At 66.7% G+C, this 15,526-nt stretch carries 15 protein-coding genes; 10 read left to right on the top strand and 5 right to left on the bottom strand.

The window, feature by feature from the left end:
- Positions 1–12: 12 nt before the first annotated feature.
- Genes KIT86_RS06430 through KIT86_RS06410 form a run of 5 tightly spaced genes read right to left on the bottom strand, consistent with a single transcriptional unit; the run spans position 13 to position 4,791 of the window.
- Complete coding sequence (locus KIT86_RS06430) at positions 13–684, bottom strand: alpha/beta fold hydrolase (protein ID WP_297396259.1); 672 nt, start codon at positions 682–684, stop codon at positions 13–15.
- Positions 681–1,580 carry an alpha/beta hydrolase gene (locus KIT86_RS06425; RefSeq protein ID WP_297396257.1) on the bottom strand — a complete coding sequence of 300 codons (900 nt, stop codon included), beginning with the start codon at positions 1,578–1,580 and terminating at the stop codon, positions 681–683. The genes KIT86_RS06430 and KIT86_RS06425 overlap by 4 nt, the downstream gene beginning before the upstream one ends.
- Before the next feature lie 43 nt (positions 1,581–1,623).
- The gene (locus KIT86_RS06420; RefSeq protein WP_297396255.1) at positions 1,624–2,595 is read right to left on the bottom strand and encodes a tripartite tricarboxylate transporter substrate binding protein; all 972 of its coding nucleotides are present in this window, start codon (positions 2,593–2,595) and stop codon (positions 1,624–1,626) included.
- 43 nt (positions 2,596–2,638) lie between these two features.
- Positions 2,639–3,697, bottom strand: coding sequence for an acyl-CoA dehydrogenase family protein (locus KIT86_RS06415; protein ID WP_297396252.1), 1,059 nt, complete (start codon positions 3,695–3,697; stop codon positions 2,639–2,641).
- Entirely contained in the window at positions 3,694–4,791 is a 1,098-nt protein-coding gene (locus KIT86_RS06410) for an acyl-CoA dehydrogenase family protein (protein ID WP_367185425.1), read from the bottom strand. The genes KIT86_RS06415 and KIT86_RS06410 overlap by 4 nt, the downstream gene beginning before the upstream one ends.
- Positions 4,792–5,039: 248 nt before the next feature.
- Here KIT86_RS06410 and KIT86_RS06405 point away from each other — a divergent pair, with 248 nt between their 5' ends.
- The 10 genes from KIT86_RS06405 (at position 5,040) to KIT86_RS06360 (ending at position 15,441) form a co-directional block, all read left to right on the top strand.
- Positions 5,040–5,786 (top strand): isochorismatase family protein, encoded by a 747-nt coding sequence (locus KIT86_RS06405; RefSeq protein WP_297396247.1) that lies wholly within the window; start codon positions 5,040–5,042, stop codon positions 5,784–5,786.
- Complete coding sequence (locus tag KIT86_RS06400; RefSeq protein WP_297396244.1) at positions 5,783–6,982, top strand: FAD-dependent monooxygenase; 1,200 nt, start codon at positions 5,783–5,785, stop codon at positions 6,980–6,982. The genes KIT86_RS06405 and KIT86_RS06400 overlap by 4 nt, the downstream gene beginning before the upstream one ends.
- 35 nt (positions 6,983–7,017) lie before the next feature.
- The gene (locus KIT86_RS06395; protein ID WP_297396242.1) at positions 7,018–7,881 is read left to right on the top strand and encodes a xanthine dehydrogenase family protein subunit M; all 864 of its coding nucleotides are present in this window, start codon (positions 7,018–7,020) and stop codon (positions 7,879–7,881) included.
- 23 nt (positions 7,882–7,904) lie between these two features.
- Positions 7,905–8,402, top strand: coding sequence for a (2Fe-2S)-binding protein (locus KIT86_RS06390; protein WP_297396240.1), 498 nt, complete (start codon positions 7,905–7,907; stop codon positions 8,400–8,402).
- The gene (locus KIT86_RS06385; protein WP_297396237.1) at positions 8,399–10,726 is read left to right on the top strand and encodes a xanthine dehydrogenase family protein molybdopterin-binding subunit; all 2,328 of its coding nucleotides are present in this window, start codon (positions 8,399–8,401) and stop codon (positions 10,724–10,726) included. The genes KIT86_RS06390 and KIT86_RS06385 overlap by 4 nt, the downstream gene beginning before the upstream one ends.
- Positions 10,723–11,538 carry an alpha/beta hydrolase gene (locus tag KIT86_RS06380; RefSeq protein WP_297396234.1) on the top strand — a complete coding sequence of 272 codons (816 nt, stop codon included), beginning with the start codon at positions 10,723–10,725 and terminating at the stop codon, positions 11,536–11,538. Before KIT86_RS06385 ends, KIT86_RS06380 begins: the two co-directional genes overlap by 4 nt.
- Before the next feature lie 19 nt (positions 11,539–11,557).
- Positions 11,558–12,601 (top strand): 2,5-dihydroxypyridine 5,6-dioxygenase, encoded by a 1,044-nt coding sequence (locus KIT86_RS06375; RefSeq protein WP_297396232.1) that lies wholly within the window; start codon positions 11,558–11,560, stop codon positions 12,599–12,601.
- A 34-nt stretch (positions 12,602–12,635) separates the two neighbouring features.
- The gene (locus KIT86_RS06370) at positions 12,636–13,604 is read left to right on the top strand and encodes a tripartite tricarboxylate transporter substrate binding protein (RefSeq protein WP_297396229.1); all 969 of its coding nucleotides are present in this window, start codon (positions 12,636–12,638) and stop codon (positions 13,602–13,604) included.
- On the top strand, positions 13,605–14,807 hold the full coding sequence (locus KIT86_RS06365; protein WP_297396226.1) for a CoA transferase: 1,203 nt from the start codon (positions 13,605–13,607) through the stop codon (positions 14,805–14,807).
- Between the two features lie 61 nt (positions 14,808–14,868).
- Positions 14,869–15,441, top strand: coding sequence for a CoxG family protein (locus tag KIT86_RS06360; RefSeq protein WP_297396223.1), 573 nt, complete (start codon positions 14,869–14,871; stop codon positions 15,439–15,441).
- The last annotated feature ends 85 nt before the right edge of the window (positions 15,442–15,526 follow it).

The raw sequence follows: 15,526 nt of genomic DNA, 5'->3' as shown, positions 1-15,526 counted from the left end.
GGTCTGCGCGCTTCAGGCCCGGGCGTGCGACAAAGCGCACTCCGCCAGGGCCGGTGCGAGCGGGGTGAATGTTTGTCCCAGTGCATCGGCCGCCACGAGCGCCCACACCGGGCGCTCGCTCAGGCAGAAGTGCAACGGGTTCTGCAACTCGGAGGCCTCGCGCAGCAGGCAAGCCCAGCGCGCGGCCGCGCCGGGCTGGCGCACGTCGGTGGCCAGGTCGGCCAGCGCGTGGTGATCGGGGGTGGTCACGCTCAGCTGCGTCACCACCGGAAGCCAGGGACACTGGCTGCCGTCGCCGCCGCCGCTCAACCCCGGTCCATCGCACAGCACCGTGCCGCGCACCAGATCGGCACACGCGGCGCTGGCCATCAGCGCCACATACGCGCCCAGCCCGCGGCCCAGCAAGGTGCAAGGCCCGATCGCCCGGACGGCGGTGACCACATCGACCATCAGGGCCTCGCAGGTGTAGCCACCCCCCACCGGAATGGACGACTGGCCGTGGCCCATGAAGTCCAGCGCCAGCACCGCCCCCGGCCAGGTGCGGCACGCCGCCGGCACCTGCGGCGGGGCGCATTCGCCCAGCCCGTGCAGCAGCAGCAGGGGCCCGGCCGCGTCAGTGTCGGCGGCAGGGCGCAGGGTGTGCAGGGCGAGCCGAAGGCGGCCGCAAGCAAGCCACTCGATCATGGGCGTTTCAGAAAGGCAAGGATGCGATGCGCGGTTCTTTCCGGCGCCTCGATGTGCACGAAATGGCCCACCTCGGGCCAGCTCTCCACCTCGGCCCCCGGCGGAAGAAAAGGTTCGATCTCGCACAGCGCCACCTTCCAGCTGACGCTCTCCCGAACCCCACCCACGATGGCGAGCAGGCCGGGGGACATGCCCGCCAGGCGGCGCAACATCCATTGAGAAGGGTGCGGTCCGATCAGCGGTGCGACCGCGCGCGGGTCGTGCTTCCACCGCCACCCATCGGCACCGTGGCAGCTGCCGTGGTCCACCACATGGCGGACCCAGGCAACCGGCAACCGGGGATTGGCCTTTGCACGCTGCTCCACCAGCGCCTCGCGCGTGGGCCAGCAGCGGTGCTGGCGATCGACATGCCGGCCGATCCACTTCTGCAGGCCCGCGCCGCTGAGCATGCCCTGCCAGAGGTCCTGCGACGACAGCGTGGGGGAGTTGAACGAAAGACCGTCGAGCAACACGAGTTGGGAAAACCGCCAGGGCAAGGCCTGGACCGCCCACGCCAACAAGGACCCGCCTTTGCTGTGCCCGATGGCGGGCATCGGGCGCGAGCCGCAGCTGGCGGCCACGGCCAGCAGGTCGCGCACGTCGGCCTGCCAGCTGTAGAGGTCGGTGTGATCCGAATCACCGTGTCCGCGCTGATCCCACGCCACGGCGCGCCAGCCGGCGTCGGCCAGCGAGGGCGCAAGCAGATCGAACGTGCGGGCGCAGTCGCCCACGCCGTGCGCCAGCAACACAGGCGGCGCCTGCGGTTCGCCCCACTCGCACACGTGCAGCCGCACACCCTGCACATCGAGGTCGCGCTCGCGATCGGGTGCGCGTGCGCCGACAAGCGTCGTGGTCATGCGGCGTGTCCTGTGCGGGAAAGGTGGGCGGCGGCGAAGGCGCTTACTGCGGCGTGATGCCCGCGGCGTGGGCCACCTTCTTGAAGCGCTCGTATTCTTCGAGCTGGAACTTGCGCATGTCCTCCGGCCCCAGGTCGAGCAGCTCGGTGTTGTTCTGCTTGGCGTACTGCCGGGCCAGATCGGTGTCCATGATGCGGGCCAGCGCGTCGGCCAGCTTCTTGCGGATGGGTGCAGGCGTTTCGGCGCGCACCACAAACGAAGACCACACGTAGTTCACGAAGTCCGGGAAGCCGGACTCGCGCGCGGTGGGCACATTGGGATAGTCGGGATGGCGCTTTTCGGCCGACATCGCCAGCGGGCGGATCAAATTGCCGCGGATGGCCGCAGAACCGCCGACCACATCCGAGATGACGAAGTCGATGCGCCCTCCGGCGACGTCGGCATACATCATGGCCGAGTCCTTGTAGGGGATCACATTGACCTTGATGCCGGCCATGTTGGCAAACCACTCCAGCGCGAGCTGGTAGCCGGCTGTGAATGCGCCCGCGTTCAATGGCTCACTGGCGTTCTTGGCTTTGGCCACCAGCTCCTGCAGCGACTTGATCGACGAGTTGGGCTGCACCGAGATCATGGTCACGCCGCGCGTCGTGCCCGACAGGGGCGTGAAGTCCTTGATCGGGTCGTAGCGCAGGTTCTTCATCACCAGCGGCGTCACCACCAGGGGCGTGTTGCTGCCGATGAAGATCGTGTAGCCGTCGGCTGGGGCGGCCTTCACCGCGTTCGCCGCGATGACGCCACCGGCGCCCGTGCGGTTGTCAATCACGAAGCTGCCACCCAGTTGCTTGCCCAGCTGCTCGCCAAAGAAGCGAGCAGCGCTGTCGCCACCGCTGCCGGGCGCCGACGGCACGACGATGCGCACCGGCTTGCCGCCCGGATAGTCTTCCGCCTGGGCGCTGGCGCAAGTCGCAGACATCAGCATCACCGACGCAACGGCGAGCGCGAACCAATTCTTCATGGGAAAGTCCTCAAGTGGTTGATGGAAAGCAGGAAAGAAATCGTCACTCGCCGAACGCCGTCAGCATGGGCCAGAGCGCCTCAGGCCCCTGCTGGGCCATCAGCATTCCGAGGCGTCGCTGCCACGCCACCTCCGCCCCGAACTCATCGCGCCAGGCCCACAGCCGGCGGGTCGAGAAGTGAAGGCGGTGCTCGCGTGTGATGCCCATGGCGCCATGCACCTGGTGGGCGATCTCGGCGCTCAGGCCGGCGGCCTCGCCAACGCGCGCTTTCGCGATGGCAACGGGAAAAAGGCTCAGTTCGCGGGCGCAACCGTGCACGGCGAAATCCGCTGCGGCCTTGGCCGCGGCCACATGGCCCGCCATCACGGCGAGCATCTGCTGCACGGCCTGGAATTTGCCGATGGGACGGCCGAACTGCACGCGCTCGTTGGCGTACTGGAGCGACAGCTCCAAGGCCCGTTCCATGGCGCCTGTCATCTGGACCGCGCGAAACAGCGCGCCGTCCTGCTCCAGCTGCTCTGACGCGCGCGGGAGCGCTTGCGCCTGGACGACCGTGGCGCCTTGCAAGGCCAGGTCCGCACGCGGCTCTCCCGCGAGATTCTTCGTCTGCGCCACCGCCATCGCGGGCGTGAGCCGCACCAGCGCCACGTATTCGGTGCCCGCCTGTTCGGCCACCACCACAGCGTGAGCGCAGGCAGCGCCCCACGGTACCCGGTGCGCCGTGCCTTCGAGCGACCAGGCGCCCGCCTCGCCGCGGATGGCCAGACGCTCATCGAACACCGGCGCCACGGTCAGCGCGCCCTCGGGCACGTCGATGCCAGCGCGCATGAGCAGACGGCCGGCGAGATAGGTCTCCACCAGCGGTACAGGCATCGCATGGTAGGCACTGCGGGCCACGATATAGAGCAGGTCAGCCAGCTCCAGCCCCACGCCACCCGCGTCTTCGGGCAGCGCGGCCAGCACCAGGCCGATTTCGTCCAGGCCGCTCCACACCGCCTGCGGCCAGACCCCTTGTTCGGCCGCTTCCAGCACCTCGCTGGTGCAGGCTTCCTCGCTCAGACGTGCCAGGCTCTTGCCCAGCTCTTGACGCAACTCGTTCATCGCAGACCCAGTCCGCGGGCGATCATTCCGCGCAGAATTTCTCGTGTGCCACCGCGGATCGTCGCGGCAGGTGCGCGCAGGATGGCGCCGCCCAACATGTCATCGAAGCCGTTGCCCTTGCCCATCGTGGGCGCCGACGGAACGAGCCTGCGCGCCACCTCCGGGATCTCGCGCTCGAAGGTCGTGCCGATGTCCTTGACCAGCGCGGCCTCCACGATGGGCTGCTCACCGCGCTGCAACTTGCCAGCGATGGAGTTGGACATGAAACGCAGCGCCGCCAGGTGCGCGACGAAGCGCCCCATCTCGCTGGCGGCGTGCGCGTCTGGCTGGGGGCCGAGCTTGCGCATGGTCTCGAGCAGAACCGCGTAAACGCTCATGAACCGGTCGGGCGCGGAGCGCTCGTAGGCCAGCTCGCCGGTGACCAGGCTCCAGCCGTCACCGGGCTGGCCCAGCACCATCTCGTCCGACACGAAGTGGTCGTCGAACACGACTTCGTTGAAATCGTGGCCGCCGTAGAGGTTGTAGATGGGTCGCGTGGTCACACCCGGTTGCGACATGTCCACGATGAACTGAGTCATCCCTTCGTGGCGCGCTTCGGTCTTGGGCGCGGTGCGCACCAGGGCGATCAGGTAGTGCGCGCGGTGGGCATTGCTGGTCCAGACCTTGGTGCCGGTGATGCGCCACCCGCCATCCACCCGCACAGCGCGGGTTCGCACCGCGGCCAGATCGGAGCCCGAATCCGGCTCGCTCATGCCAATGGCGAAGTAGCACTGACCGGTGACGATGCGCGGAATGATCAGCTGGCGCGCGTGCTCGGTCCCATGGCGCAGGATTTGCATGCCGCTCTGGCGGTCCGCAATCCAGTGAGCGCCGACCGGCGCGCCACCCGCGATGAGCTCCTCCATCACCACGTAGCGCTCAAGGTTGGACATGCCCTGGCCTCCGTACTCGCGTGGAAACACCAGGCCGATGAGCCCTTCTTCGCCGCAGCGGCGGCTGAACTCCGCGTTGAACGACGTCCAGCTGTTGCGAACCGGATCGAAAGTGTTGCGCGAGCGCTCCAGCGCCAGGAACTGGCGGACACGCTCTCTCAAAGCGGGCGCCGTCGGCGGCAACTCCACGGGCTCAAAACTGAATTCAGGCATTGCAGGACGCACAAGCCACAAGGCCCGAGGACCTCGTCAATCTTGTTCGGATTTCGTTGAACAGAACTTGATGCTAACAAACAGAACTTCAAAGTCAATCTTTGTTTCTTTAAAGCAACATTATTTGTGATTTTTTGGTTGCGCGTTCTGTTTGATAGAACTATATTCTTTCCAATGGAAAACCAATCTAGCATGCCATGACCCAACCCAAAGCAGCGCACGCCGAGGCAACGCTTCCACCGTGGCACCACGTCATCCCCGCAGAAGAACTGGCGCTCTACAGCACCATCGGATTCGGCAGCCAGTCGAACAAGCCGGGCAAGGCCGCCTTGCTGGTCATCGACATGCAGTACCGCTCCGTCAGCAGCAAGTCCATGCCCATTGCGGAAGCCATCAAGGAATACCCCACCAGCTGCGGCGAGCACGGGTGGAACGCGGTACCGCACATCCAGACCCTGATCAAGGCCTTCCGCCAGGCCGGCATGCCGGTCATGTACCCTCACGTCGCGCCCAAAAAGGCCTACGACGGCGGGCGCTGGGCGGACAAGGCGCCTGCCGTCATGACAATCCCGCCACGAGGTTACGAATTCGTGGCGGAGATTGCGCCGATGGAGGGCGACATCCTGCTGCCCAAGGCCCACCCCAGCGCCTTCTTCGGCACGCCGCTGGTGAGCTACCTGGTGGACAACGGTGTGTCGACCGTGTTCGTGGCCGGGACCACCACCAGCGGGTGCGTGCGCGCCACGGTGGTGGACGCCACCTCCATGGGTTTTCGTGTGGTGGTGCCGCTGGAGGCGGTGTTTGACCGCTCGCAGACCTCCCACGCCGTCAACCTGTTTGACATGAACAGCAAGTACGCCGACGTCATGCCTGTGAGCGAAGCGCTTGAGTTGCTTCGCCAGAGCGCTGCCGGCACCCCCGCGTCGCAAGGAGTTGGATCTTGAGCAGAAGTTTGAAAGTAGCGATTTCAGGTGGCGGCATCGGCGGCTTGACAGCCGCCCTGGCCATGCTGCAGCGAGGCATGGACGTTGCCGTCTTCGAGCAGGCACAGGAACTCAAAGAGATTGGCGCGGGTGTGCAGCTCGGCCCCAATGGCGTGCGCGTCCTGCAGGCCCTCGGACTGAGCGAGCAACTGGCGAAATGGGGCGTGGAATCCACCTCCAAGGAAGTTCGGATCTGGTCCACCGGCAAGACCATTCCCCTGCTCAACCTGGGCGCGGAGTCGGTGGCGCGCTATGGTGCGCCTTACTACATGATGCACCGCGCCGACCTTCACCAGATGCTGGTGGATGCGGTGCGCGCTCTCAAGCCCGACGCCCTGCACGTGAATGCGCAAGGCGTGGGCTTTCGCGAGATCGGAGACGAGGTCGAGCTGCAGCTCAACGATGGCCGCACGCACCGCGCCGACGTGCTGGTCGGCGCCGACGGTCTGCACTCGCGCGTGCGCCGTCAGCTGGTGGGCGAACACAAGCCCAAGTTCACCGGCGGCATGGCCTGGCGCGGTCTCATCCCCATGGAGCGTCTGCCCGAACACCTGCGCCGCCCGGTGGGCACCAATTGGATCGGCCCGCATGGCCACACCATCACCTACCCGGTGCGCGGCGGCAAGCTGTTGAACTTCGTCGGGCACGTCGAGCGCGACGACTGGCAGGTCGAGTCCTGGACCGAGGCCGGCACGCTCGAGGAGTGCAAGGCGGACTACATCGGTTGGCATCCCGATGTGCAGTTGATGGTGGAGAACATCGAGCACCACTTCAAGTGGGCGCTGTTCCTGCACCCGACCATGCAGCAATGGAGCTACGGCCGCGTCACCCTGATGGGCGACGCCTGCCACTCGACGTTGCCCTACCTGGCGCAGGGCGCCAACATGGCGATCGAAGACGGCATGGTCCTGGCCCGAGCGCTTGAAGCAGGCGCCGCTTATCCGGTCGCTGCGCTGCAACGCTACGATAAGGCCCGCGTCGAGCGCACCACGCGCATCGTCGACCAGTCCTCCGCCAACCTGCAGCGTTTCCACAATGCACAACTGGCGGACCCCGTGCAGGCGGACAACTACACATCCGTCGAATGGGACCCGGCGCGCATCCGCGAGCGCTATGAATGGCTGTTCACCTACGACGCCGTCAACGTGCCCATCTAGACCCCGGTTGGCGCACCACCCCGTCTGAGAGATTCATGAAACCCCCAAGATTCCAATACGAAGCCCCCTTGACACTGGACGAGGCATTGAGCCGCATGGCCGAATTGGGGGACGGCGCAAAGGTGATCGCTGGCGGCCAGAGCCTGATGCCGGCCATGAACATGCGGCTGGCCGCGCCGGAAGTGCTCGTCGATCTGCGCCGGCTGGAGGCACTCCGCGGCATCCGCGAGCTGCCCGATGGCGGCATCGAGGCCGGCGCACTGACCACCCACGCCACGTTCGAGCGCAGCGAACTGCTCCAGCGCCGCATGCCCCTGATTCCGGCGGTCATGCGATTCGTCGCGCACCCGCAGATCCGCAACCGCGGCACCATCGGCGGCAGTCTGGCGCACGCGGATCCTGCGGCGGAGTGGCAAGCGGTGTGCATCGCACTGGAGGCGACCATCGTGGTCGCCAGCAGCCAGGGACGGCGCCGCATCAAGGCGGTCGACTTCACGCAAGACGTGTACGCCACCGACCTGCAAGCGGGCGAGCTGATCGTGGCCATCGAGTTCCCGGCCTGGCCGTCCACACGCCGCTGGGGGTTTGAAGAGGTTTCCCGCCGCATGGGCGATTTCGCCATGACGGGGGTGATCTGCACGCTCGACGTGGACGCTGGCGGGCGTTGCACCCAGGCGCGCTGCGTCGTGTTTGCCGCCACGGCCTGCCCGGTGGTGGTCGATGCCGCCCCGGGTCTGCTGGTGGGCCGCGTCGTGAACGACACGGCCATCGGCGCCGTGGCCGACGCCGCTCGCGACGCGGTGCAACCCATGAGCGACCACCACGCATCGGCCGAGTACCGCAAGGAACTCGTGCACGCCCTCACGAGCCGCGTGCTCCGCAAGGCGCTGTCGTCCTAAGAGCAGAAACGGAGTAGCTACACATGACCGAATCGGTTCGAATCCAGTTGAGCGTCAATGGCCGTGCGGTAGACGCCCAGGTCGAAGCCCGCCTCACGCTGGCCGATTTTCTGCGCGAAGAACTCAACCTCACCGGTACCCACCTGGGCTGCGAGCACGGGGTCTGCGGTGCCTGCACCATCCTGGTCAACCAGGACCCCATGCGCAGCTGTCTGATGCTCGCGGTGCAAGCCGAGGGCTGCGAGGTGACCACGGTCGAAGGCCTGTCCCAACCCGACGGGCTGACCGACCTTCAAGCGAGTTTTCGCCAACACCATGCGCTGCAATGCGGCTTCTGCACCGCCGGCATGCTGACCACGGCGCACGCCTTTCTGCAGCGCCAGCCATGCCCGACGCGCGAGCAGGCTTGCGAAGCCATCTCCGGCAACATCTGCCGCTGCACGGGCTACATCCCCATCGTCGACGCCATCTTGGGCACCGCGCAGGCGCGCCAGGCCCGCCAGGACGGAGGCGCAGCGTGACCAAGGACATGATCGGCCGGCCGGTCGAACGCAATGAAGACACGCGCCTTCTGACCGGGCGGGGCTGCTACGTCGACGACGTCAAGCGCCCCGGCATGCTGCACGCCGTGATGGTGCGAAGCCCGATGGCCCATGCCCGGGTGCTCGGCATCGACGCGAGCGCGGCCCTGGAGCTCCCAGGGGTGGTGAAGGTCATCACCTTCGCCGATATCGCGGCCCTGGCCAAGACCATCCCGCAACGCACCTGCCCGCTGCCGGGCATGGAGAACTTTCTCCAGATGCCCCTGGCCGATCAGGTGGTGCGCTATGTCGGTGAACCCGTGGCGATGGTCATCGCGGAGAACCGCTACATCGCAGAGGACGCGGCCGAGCTGGTCTACGTCGACTACGACGGCCTGCAAGCCGTGGTCGACGCGCACGAAGCCGCCAGGAACGAGGTGCTGGTGCATGCGGAGCAAGGCAGCAACGTGGCCAGCGCCTACCGCGTGGGCCGCGGCGACGCCGACGCGGCCTTTCGCAACGCCCACTACACCCGAAAGGAAAGCTTCTACGTGCACCGCCACAGCGCCGTGCCGCTGGAGACGCGCGGCCTGGTGGCCGAATGGGACGCACAGGCCGGGCACATGACGGTCTGGGGTGCCGGCAAAGTGCCGTTCGCCAACCGCGGCATCCTGGCCGACATGCTGCGCCTGCCCAACAGCGCCGTGGACATGATCGAGGTCGACGTGGGCGGCAGTTTTGGCGTTCGCGGTGACTTCTATCCCGAAGACTTTCTGGTGCCCTTCGCTGCCCAGCTCGTCGGCCGTCCGGTGAAATGGATCGAAGACCGCCGCGAAAACCTCATGGCCATGAACCACTCGCGGGAGATGCACTGCGAACTGGAGATCGCCGTGGATCGCGAGGGCCTCATCCAGGCCATGCGCGGCAAGGTGATGGGCGACATAGGTGCCTATGTGCGGACCAACTCGGGCGTGATGGCCGGCAAGGGCACGCAGTTCCTGCAGGGCGCGTACGCCATACCCAACCTGGAATTCGACGTCTGCGCCATCATCACCAACAAGACCCCGGCCGGAACCTACCGCGGTCCGGGGCGGTATGAGTCGTGCTTCTTCCGCGAAAGGCTGATCGACATCGCGGCCGGCGAAATGGGCATCGACCCGGTCGCCATGCGCCGCAGGAACCTGATCAAGGCCGATCAGATGCCGTACGACGCCGGCGCGCTGGTGCCAGGCCAGGGCCCGACGATCTACGACAGCGGCGACTACCCCACCGTGTTCGAGCGGGGCCTGGCGCACTTTGGCTATGAAGAACTCGCCAAGCGCAACGGCCAACTCATCGACGGCCGGCTGCATGGCGTGGGCCTGGCCTGTTTCACCGAATCCACCGGCGGCGGCCCGGGCGAACACGCACGCATCGAACTGCGCCAGGATGGCACGCTGGACCTCTTCGTTGGCTCATCGAGCGCGGGGCAAGGCCACGAGACGTCCATGGCACAGGTCCTGGCCGACGCCATGGGCGTGCCGTTCGAGGACATCCGCGTCCACCACGGCAGCACCACCTACCTGAAGCAAGGCTACGGCGCGTACCACAGCCGCTCGGCGGTGATGGGGGGCAGCGCCGTGCACAAGGCCGGCCAGGCCCTGGTGCAGACGCTGATGGCGCGTGCGGCGAAGCTCAAAGGCCTGCCCGACACCCAGGGCCTGGCCTGGCGCGACGGCCATGTCGTGCGCGAAGCCGACGGCAGCACGCTGGTCACGCTGGCCGAACTGGCCGCCGATCTGCCGGCCTGCGGGCCCGAAGACCGCGGCCCCGTGAGTGTGGAGACCTCGTTCGAGAACGACCGGCTGACGTTCACCTTCGGCCTGCAGCTCGCCCACGTGAGCGTGGACCCGCAGACCGCCCAGGTCAAGGTGGAGAAATTCCTCTGCGTCGAAGATGTGGGCCGCATGATCAATCCGATGATCGTGCACGGCCAGACGGTCGGCGCGGCCGTGCAGGGCCTGGGTGGCACCTTCCTTGATGAGTTCATCTACGACGAGGATGGCCAGCTCACCACCGGCACCTTCGCGGACTACCTGCTGCCCGTCAGCACGGACTTCGAGCACGTCGATGCGCTCACGCTCGAACTCAGTCCATCGCCATCGAACCCGCTGGGCGTCAAGGGTGCGGGTGAAGGCGGCATCATCGGCACCGGCGGCGCGTTGACCAACGCCGTGAGCAACGCGCTTTCGGGCCTGTCGGTCTCGATCACGCGCCTGCCCATGTCGCTCAACCGCCTGTCCGCCGCGCTGCGCCAGGCGCGCGCCCAGAAGGGCACGGCGTGAGCGGTCTTCTCTACGGCAAGCACGTTCGCGCCAACGGCATTCGCCAGCACTACCTGCGCTATGGCGGGTCGGGGCCCGTCGCCGTCATCGTGCCTGGCATCGTCAGCCCCGCGGCCTTGTGGGACCACGTGGGTCAATGGCTTGGCCAGACGCACGACTGCTACATCCTCGACGTGCGCGGCCGTGGCCTGTCCGAGGCGGGGCCGCACCTGGACTACGGCGTGGATGCCTGCGCGCAAGACGTGCTCGAATTCGTGAAGGCCCTCGGACTTGGGCCCCACACCCTGATCGGTCACTCCATGGGCGCGCGCATCGCCCTGCGGGCCTTGCGCAAGCCAGGCCACTGCGCCCAGGGCGTGGTGCTGCTCGATCCGCCCACCAGCGGTCCGGGCCGCCGCCCCTATCCCATCCCCATCGAGCGAACACTGGCCATGGTGCGCGCCGCGCACCGGGGCGAAGCCGAGGCGCTCCTGCGCCAGCCGGGCCAGGCCGCCTGGCCCGAAAAACTGCTGGTCCTGCGCGCGCAATGGCTGGCCACCTGCGACGAGCGCGCGGTCTACGTCACTTACGACGACTTCCACCAGCAGGACATGCTGGCCGACCTGGCGTGCATGACCATCCCCACCCACCTGATCTGCGCCGGCAAGGGCAACGTGGTGTCCGACGAAGACCTGCAGCTGCTGCGAACGCGCTTGCCAAGGCTTCAGATCGGCCGCCTGCCCTCGGCCGGTCACCAGCTCCAGGTCGACGATTTCGCCGCCTTTGGCGACATGCTCGCCCGCGCGCTGAGCGGATCGCCCCTCTCCGACTGAATCCCCAAGGAAACCGAACATGAAGATCGATGCCGACATGCTCGACGTGCTCATCGAAGAGCTCAAGCTGTGCAAGGTGGGCCCAGGCCAGACCATGGTGGTGCTCAGCGCAGGCGACGAACGCGCCGAGTGCGCCCATGCTTTCATGGTCGCCGCCAAGCGACTGGGCGCCACCACCTTCAATCTCAACGTGGCGCGCGACCAGGCCAACGCCGTGGGCGTTCAAGGCCGCCACCCGATTGTGGGCAACGAGCTCGCGATGCGAACGCTCAAGTCCGCCGACATGGTGATCGACATGCTGGGGCTGCTCTTCTCCAAGGAGCAGAACGAGATCCAGGCGGCCGGTGTGCGCATCCTGCGCGTGATGGAGCCGCTGCACGTCATCAAGGCCATGTTTCCCACGGCCGACTTGCGCCGCCGCGTCGAGCGCGCCAAAGAAATGCTGGAGCAGGCCAGGGAACTGCGCTTCACCTCCGACGCCGGCACGGACATCCGCTACAAGCTCGGCCAGTACCCCGTGATGTCGGAATACGGCTACACCGATGAGCCCGGTCGCTGGGATCACCTGCCCTCGGGCTTCTCGTTCACCCAGGGCAACGACGGCGAGATCGACGGCACCGTGGTGCTGCAACCCGGCGACATCCTGTGCGCGTTCAAGCAATACGTCCAATCGAAGGTCACGCTCACCGTTGAGAAGGGCATGATCGTCGACATCGCGGGCGACGGCCTGGATGCGCAGCTGATCCGCAGCTACATGGAGAGCTTCGACGATCCGCGCGCCTACGCCATTTCCCACATCGGATGGGGTCTGAACGAACGGGCCCGCTGGTACCAGTTCTCCACCACGCGCCACTTGCCCGACGAGCACGTGATGAACGCGTTGTCCTTCTACGGCAACGTGCTGTTCTCCACCGGCCCCAACCTCGAACTCGGGGGCACCAACGACACCGCCTGCCACATGGACCTCCCCATGCGCCAGTGCAGCCTTTGGCTGGACGACGTGCTGATCGTGGACCACGGCGACGTCGTGCACCCGGATGTGCGCGTCGCGCCGTCGAAATGACCCTCTCCCACTTCCCGTCCTACCGCCTCTTCCCATGAAACACTTCTGCAAGACCCTGCTGGCCAGCGTGGCCCTGTTTGCCGCCATGGCACCCGCGCACGCCCAAGCCGATTACCCCAAGATGCCCATCAAGCTGGTGGTCGGTTTCGCTCCCGGGGGAGGCACCGACATCCTGGCGCGGATGATCTCCATTCCCCTGGCTCAGCGCCTGGGTCAGCCCGTCACGGTGGACAACAAGGCCGGTGCCAGCGGAACGATTGCGAACATGGCGGTCAAGAACGCCCCGGCCGATGGCTACACGCTGCTCATCGGCGCCAGCGGTGCGATGACGATCAATCCCGCCGTCCAATCCGACCTGCCCTACCACCCGGTCAAGGACTTCGACCCGATCACGGTGATCGGCACCTATCCCATCGTCTTCAGCACCAAGCTGGACCTGCCGGTGCAGAACACGCGCGAACTGATCGCCAAGGCCAAAGCCACGCCCGGCGGGCTGAACGCGGGCGGCGCGGGCGTGCTGTTCCAGCTCACCGGCGAGCTGCTCAACCAGCAAGCCGGCATCTCCACCACGTATGTCGCCTACCGCGGCACCGCGCCCGCCGTCACCGCGATCCTCGGCGGCGAGATTGACCTCCTGATCGCGGACATCGCGCCTTCGCTCCCGCTGATCGAATCCAAGCGCATCCGCCCCATTGCCATCACCTCGGCGCAACGCTCGAAGAACCTGCCCGATGTGCCCACGCTCGCCGAATCCGGCCTGCCCGGCTTCGACGTGGACGTGTTCGTCGGTCTGTTCGCCCGCAAGGGCACGCCCAGGCCCATCGTGGAGCGCCTGCAGCGCGAGATCGCCGAGATCGTGGCCAGCGAGGAGATCCAGCAGAAGATGGAAAAGATGGGCATCCGCCCCTCCGGCATCACGCCCCAGCAGACGGCGGCGCTGGTGCAGCGCGACCTCGCGAAGTACACCGAAGCCGCCCGGCGCGGCAACATCAAGGTGGATTGAATGGTCAAGACCCCTGCCCAACCCACCGCGTCCGGACCACTGAAGGGCGTGCGCGTCCTGGACCTCTCCGCCGTCGTTCTCGGCCCCATCGCCACGCAAGTGCTCGGCGACTTCGGTGCGGACGTGATCAAGATCGAATCGCGCGAGGGCGACGTGATGCGCGGCAACGGCACGCGCAACGGCGGAATGAGCTCGATCTTCCTGAACATCAACCGCAACAAGCGATCGCTGGTCGTCGACCTCAAGACGCCCGAAGGTGCCGACGTGGTGCGCCGATTGGCCAAGGACGTCGACGTCGTGGTTCACAACATGCGCGTCAAGGCAATCGATCGCCTGGGCCTGGGCTACGAGGCGCTCTCGAAGATCAACCCGCGTCTCGTGTATTGCGTGGCCACGGGCTTCGACCAGGACGGACCCGACCGCGACAAGCCCGCCTTCGACGACACCATCCAGGCCGCCTGCGGCCTCGTGGGGCTCACCGCGGGCGAGGGCGAGACGCCAACCTATGTGCGCACGCTGATCGCCGACAAGACCGCAGGGCTTGCCCTGGCCAATGCCGTGATGGCCGCGCTCTACTGCCAGGCGCGCACGGGCCAAGGCCAATACGTCGAAGTGCCCATGTTCGAGACCCTGGTGTCCTTCATGCTCGCCGAACACCTGGGTGGCCTCGCGTTCGACCCGCCGGCCGGCCCCGCAGGGTATGCGCGCCTGCTGGGCAAGGGCTCGCGCACGCCCGTGGCCACATCCGACGGCCACATCGCCATCCTGGCCTACACCGTGGCGCACCGCCGCGCCTTGTTCGAGGAACTCGGTGTGCCCGAACTGGCCGACAAGTACGGCGCCAAGAGCAACGGCACCCTGGGCATGTACGACGAGCTGTCGACCTTCACCCAACACAACACCACCGCCTACTGGCTCGAGGTGTGCGCGCGGCTGGACATCCCGGCCACCCGCATCTATACACTCGACGAACTGCCACAGCACCCGCAGCTTCGCGCCATCGGCCTCTTCCAGCCCACGGAGCATGCCACCGAAGGCCAGATCGTCACGGTCCGGCCCACGACCAAGTTCTCCGCCACGCCTGCCAGCGTGCGCAGCCTGGCACCCACCCTGGGCGAGCACAGCCAGGACGTGCTGCGAGAACTGGGCTACGACGACACGGCCATCGCGGACCTGATCCATCGCAACGTGGTGGTGGGCTGAGCCGCACGCCACGGGCTGGCGGCCCCCGCCCCCTTCGACACACTTTCACATCGGAACACACATGGATCTCAATGGAGAACGCACCATCCAGGCATCGTTGCAAAGCACCTGGGACGCTTTGAACGACCCTGCGGTGCTCAAACAATGCATCCCCGGCTGCGAGTCGCTCGAACGCACGGCCGACGACACCTTCACCGCCGCGCTGACGCTCAAGATCGGCCCGGTCAATGCCAAATTCAAAGGCCTTGTTCGCCTGAGCGAATTGAACCCGCCCAACAGCTACACGCTGAGCTTCGAAGGCCAAGGCGGCATGGCCGGCTTCGGCAAGGGCACCGCCGCAGTGACCCTGGTCGCCGAAGGCGCAACGCAGACACGATTGAGCTACACCGCCAACGCCAAGGTCGGCGGCAAGATCGCGCAGGTGGGCTCGCGCCTGGTGGACGCCACCGCCGCCAAAATGGCCGAAGACTTCTTCAAGGCCTTTGAGGCCGCCGTGGAAACACCCGCCCCAGCCGCGGCCGAAGTGGCCGAGGCCGCTCCAGCCGCCGCATCGGCACCACGGGCCAGCCGCACCTGGATTTGGGCTGTGGCGGTTGCGGTGGGACTGGCGGCCCTCTACTTCGCCACGCGCTGAGGCCTGTGCGCGATCACGACCGGAGAAGAAGCCGATGAAAGTCATTGTCCCCGTCAAGCGCGTGGTGGATTACAACGTCAAGGTG

The organism is Hydrogenophaga sp. (genome assembly GCF_026125825.1).
Lineage (GTDB): Bacteria > Pseudomonadota > Gammaproteobacteria > Burkholderiales > Burkholderiaceae_C > Hydrogenophaga.
This window is presented reverse-complemented; position numbering and strand designations above follow the sequence as displayed.

Excerpts from the sequence above, each read along its gene's own strand:
- KIT86_RS06430 (WP_297396259.1), bottom strand. The coding sequence starts at position 684 with ATGATCGAGTGGCTTGCTTGCGGCCGCCTTCGGCTCGCCCTGCACACC.
- KIT86_RS06425 (WP_297396257.1), bottom strand. The coding sequence starts at position 1,580 with ATGACCACGACGCTTGTCGGCGCACGCGCACCCGATCGCGAGCGCGAC.
- KIT86_RS06420 (WP_297396255.1), bottom strand. The coding sequence starts at position 2,595 with ATGAAGAATTGGTTCGCGCTCGCCGTTGCGTCGGTGATGCTGATGTCT.
- KIT86_RS06415 (WP_297396252.1), bottom strand. The coding sequence starts at position 3,697 with ATGAACGAGTTGCGTCAAGAGCTGGGCAAGAGCCTGGCACGTCTGAGC.
- KIT86_RS06405 (WP_297396247.1), top strand. The coding sequence starts at position 5,040 with ATGACCCAACCCAAAGCAGCGCACGCCGAGGCAACGCTTCCACCGTGG.
- KIT86_RS06395 (WP_297396242.1), top strand. The coding sequence starts at position 7,018 with ATGAAACCCCCAAGATTCCAATACGAAGCCCCCTTGACACTGGACGAG.
- KIT86_RS06390 (WP_297396240.1), top strand. The coding sequence starts at position 7,905 with ATGACCGAATCGGTTCGAATCCAGTTGAGCGTCAATGGCCGTGCGGTA.
- KIT86_RS06375 (WP_297396232.1), top strand. The coding sequence starts at position 11,558 with ATGAAGATCGATGCCGACATGCTCGACGTGCTCATCGAAGAGCTCAAG.
- KIT86_RS06370 (WP_297396229.1), top strand. The coding sequence starts at position 12,636 with ATGAAACACTTCTGCAAGACCCTGCTGGCCAGCGTGGCCCTGTTTGCC.
- KIT86_RS06365 (WP_297396226.1), top strand. The coding sequence starts at position 13,605 with ATGGTCAAGACCCCTGCCCAACCCACCGCGTCCGGACCACTGAAGGGC.
- KIT86_RS06360 (WP_297396223.1), top strand. The coding sequence starts at position 14,869 with ATGGATCTCAATGGAGAACGCACCATCCAGGCATCGTTGCAAAGCACC.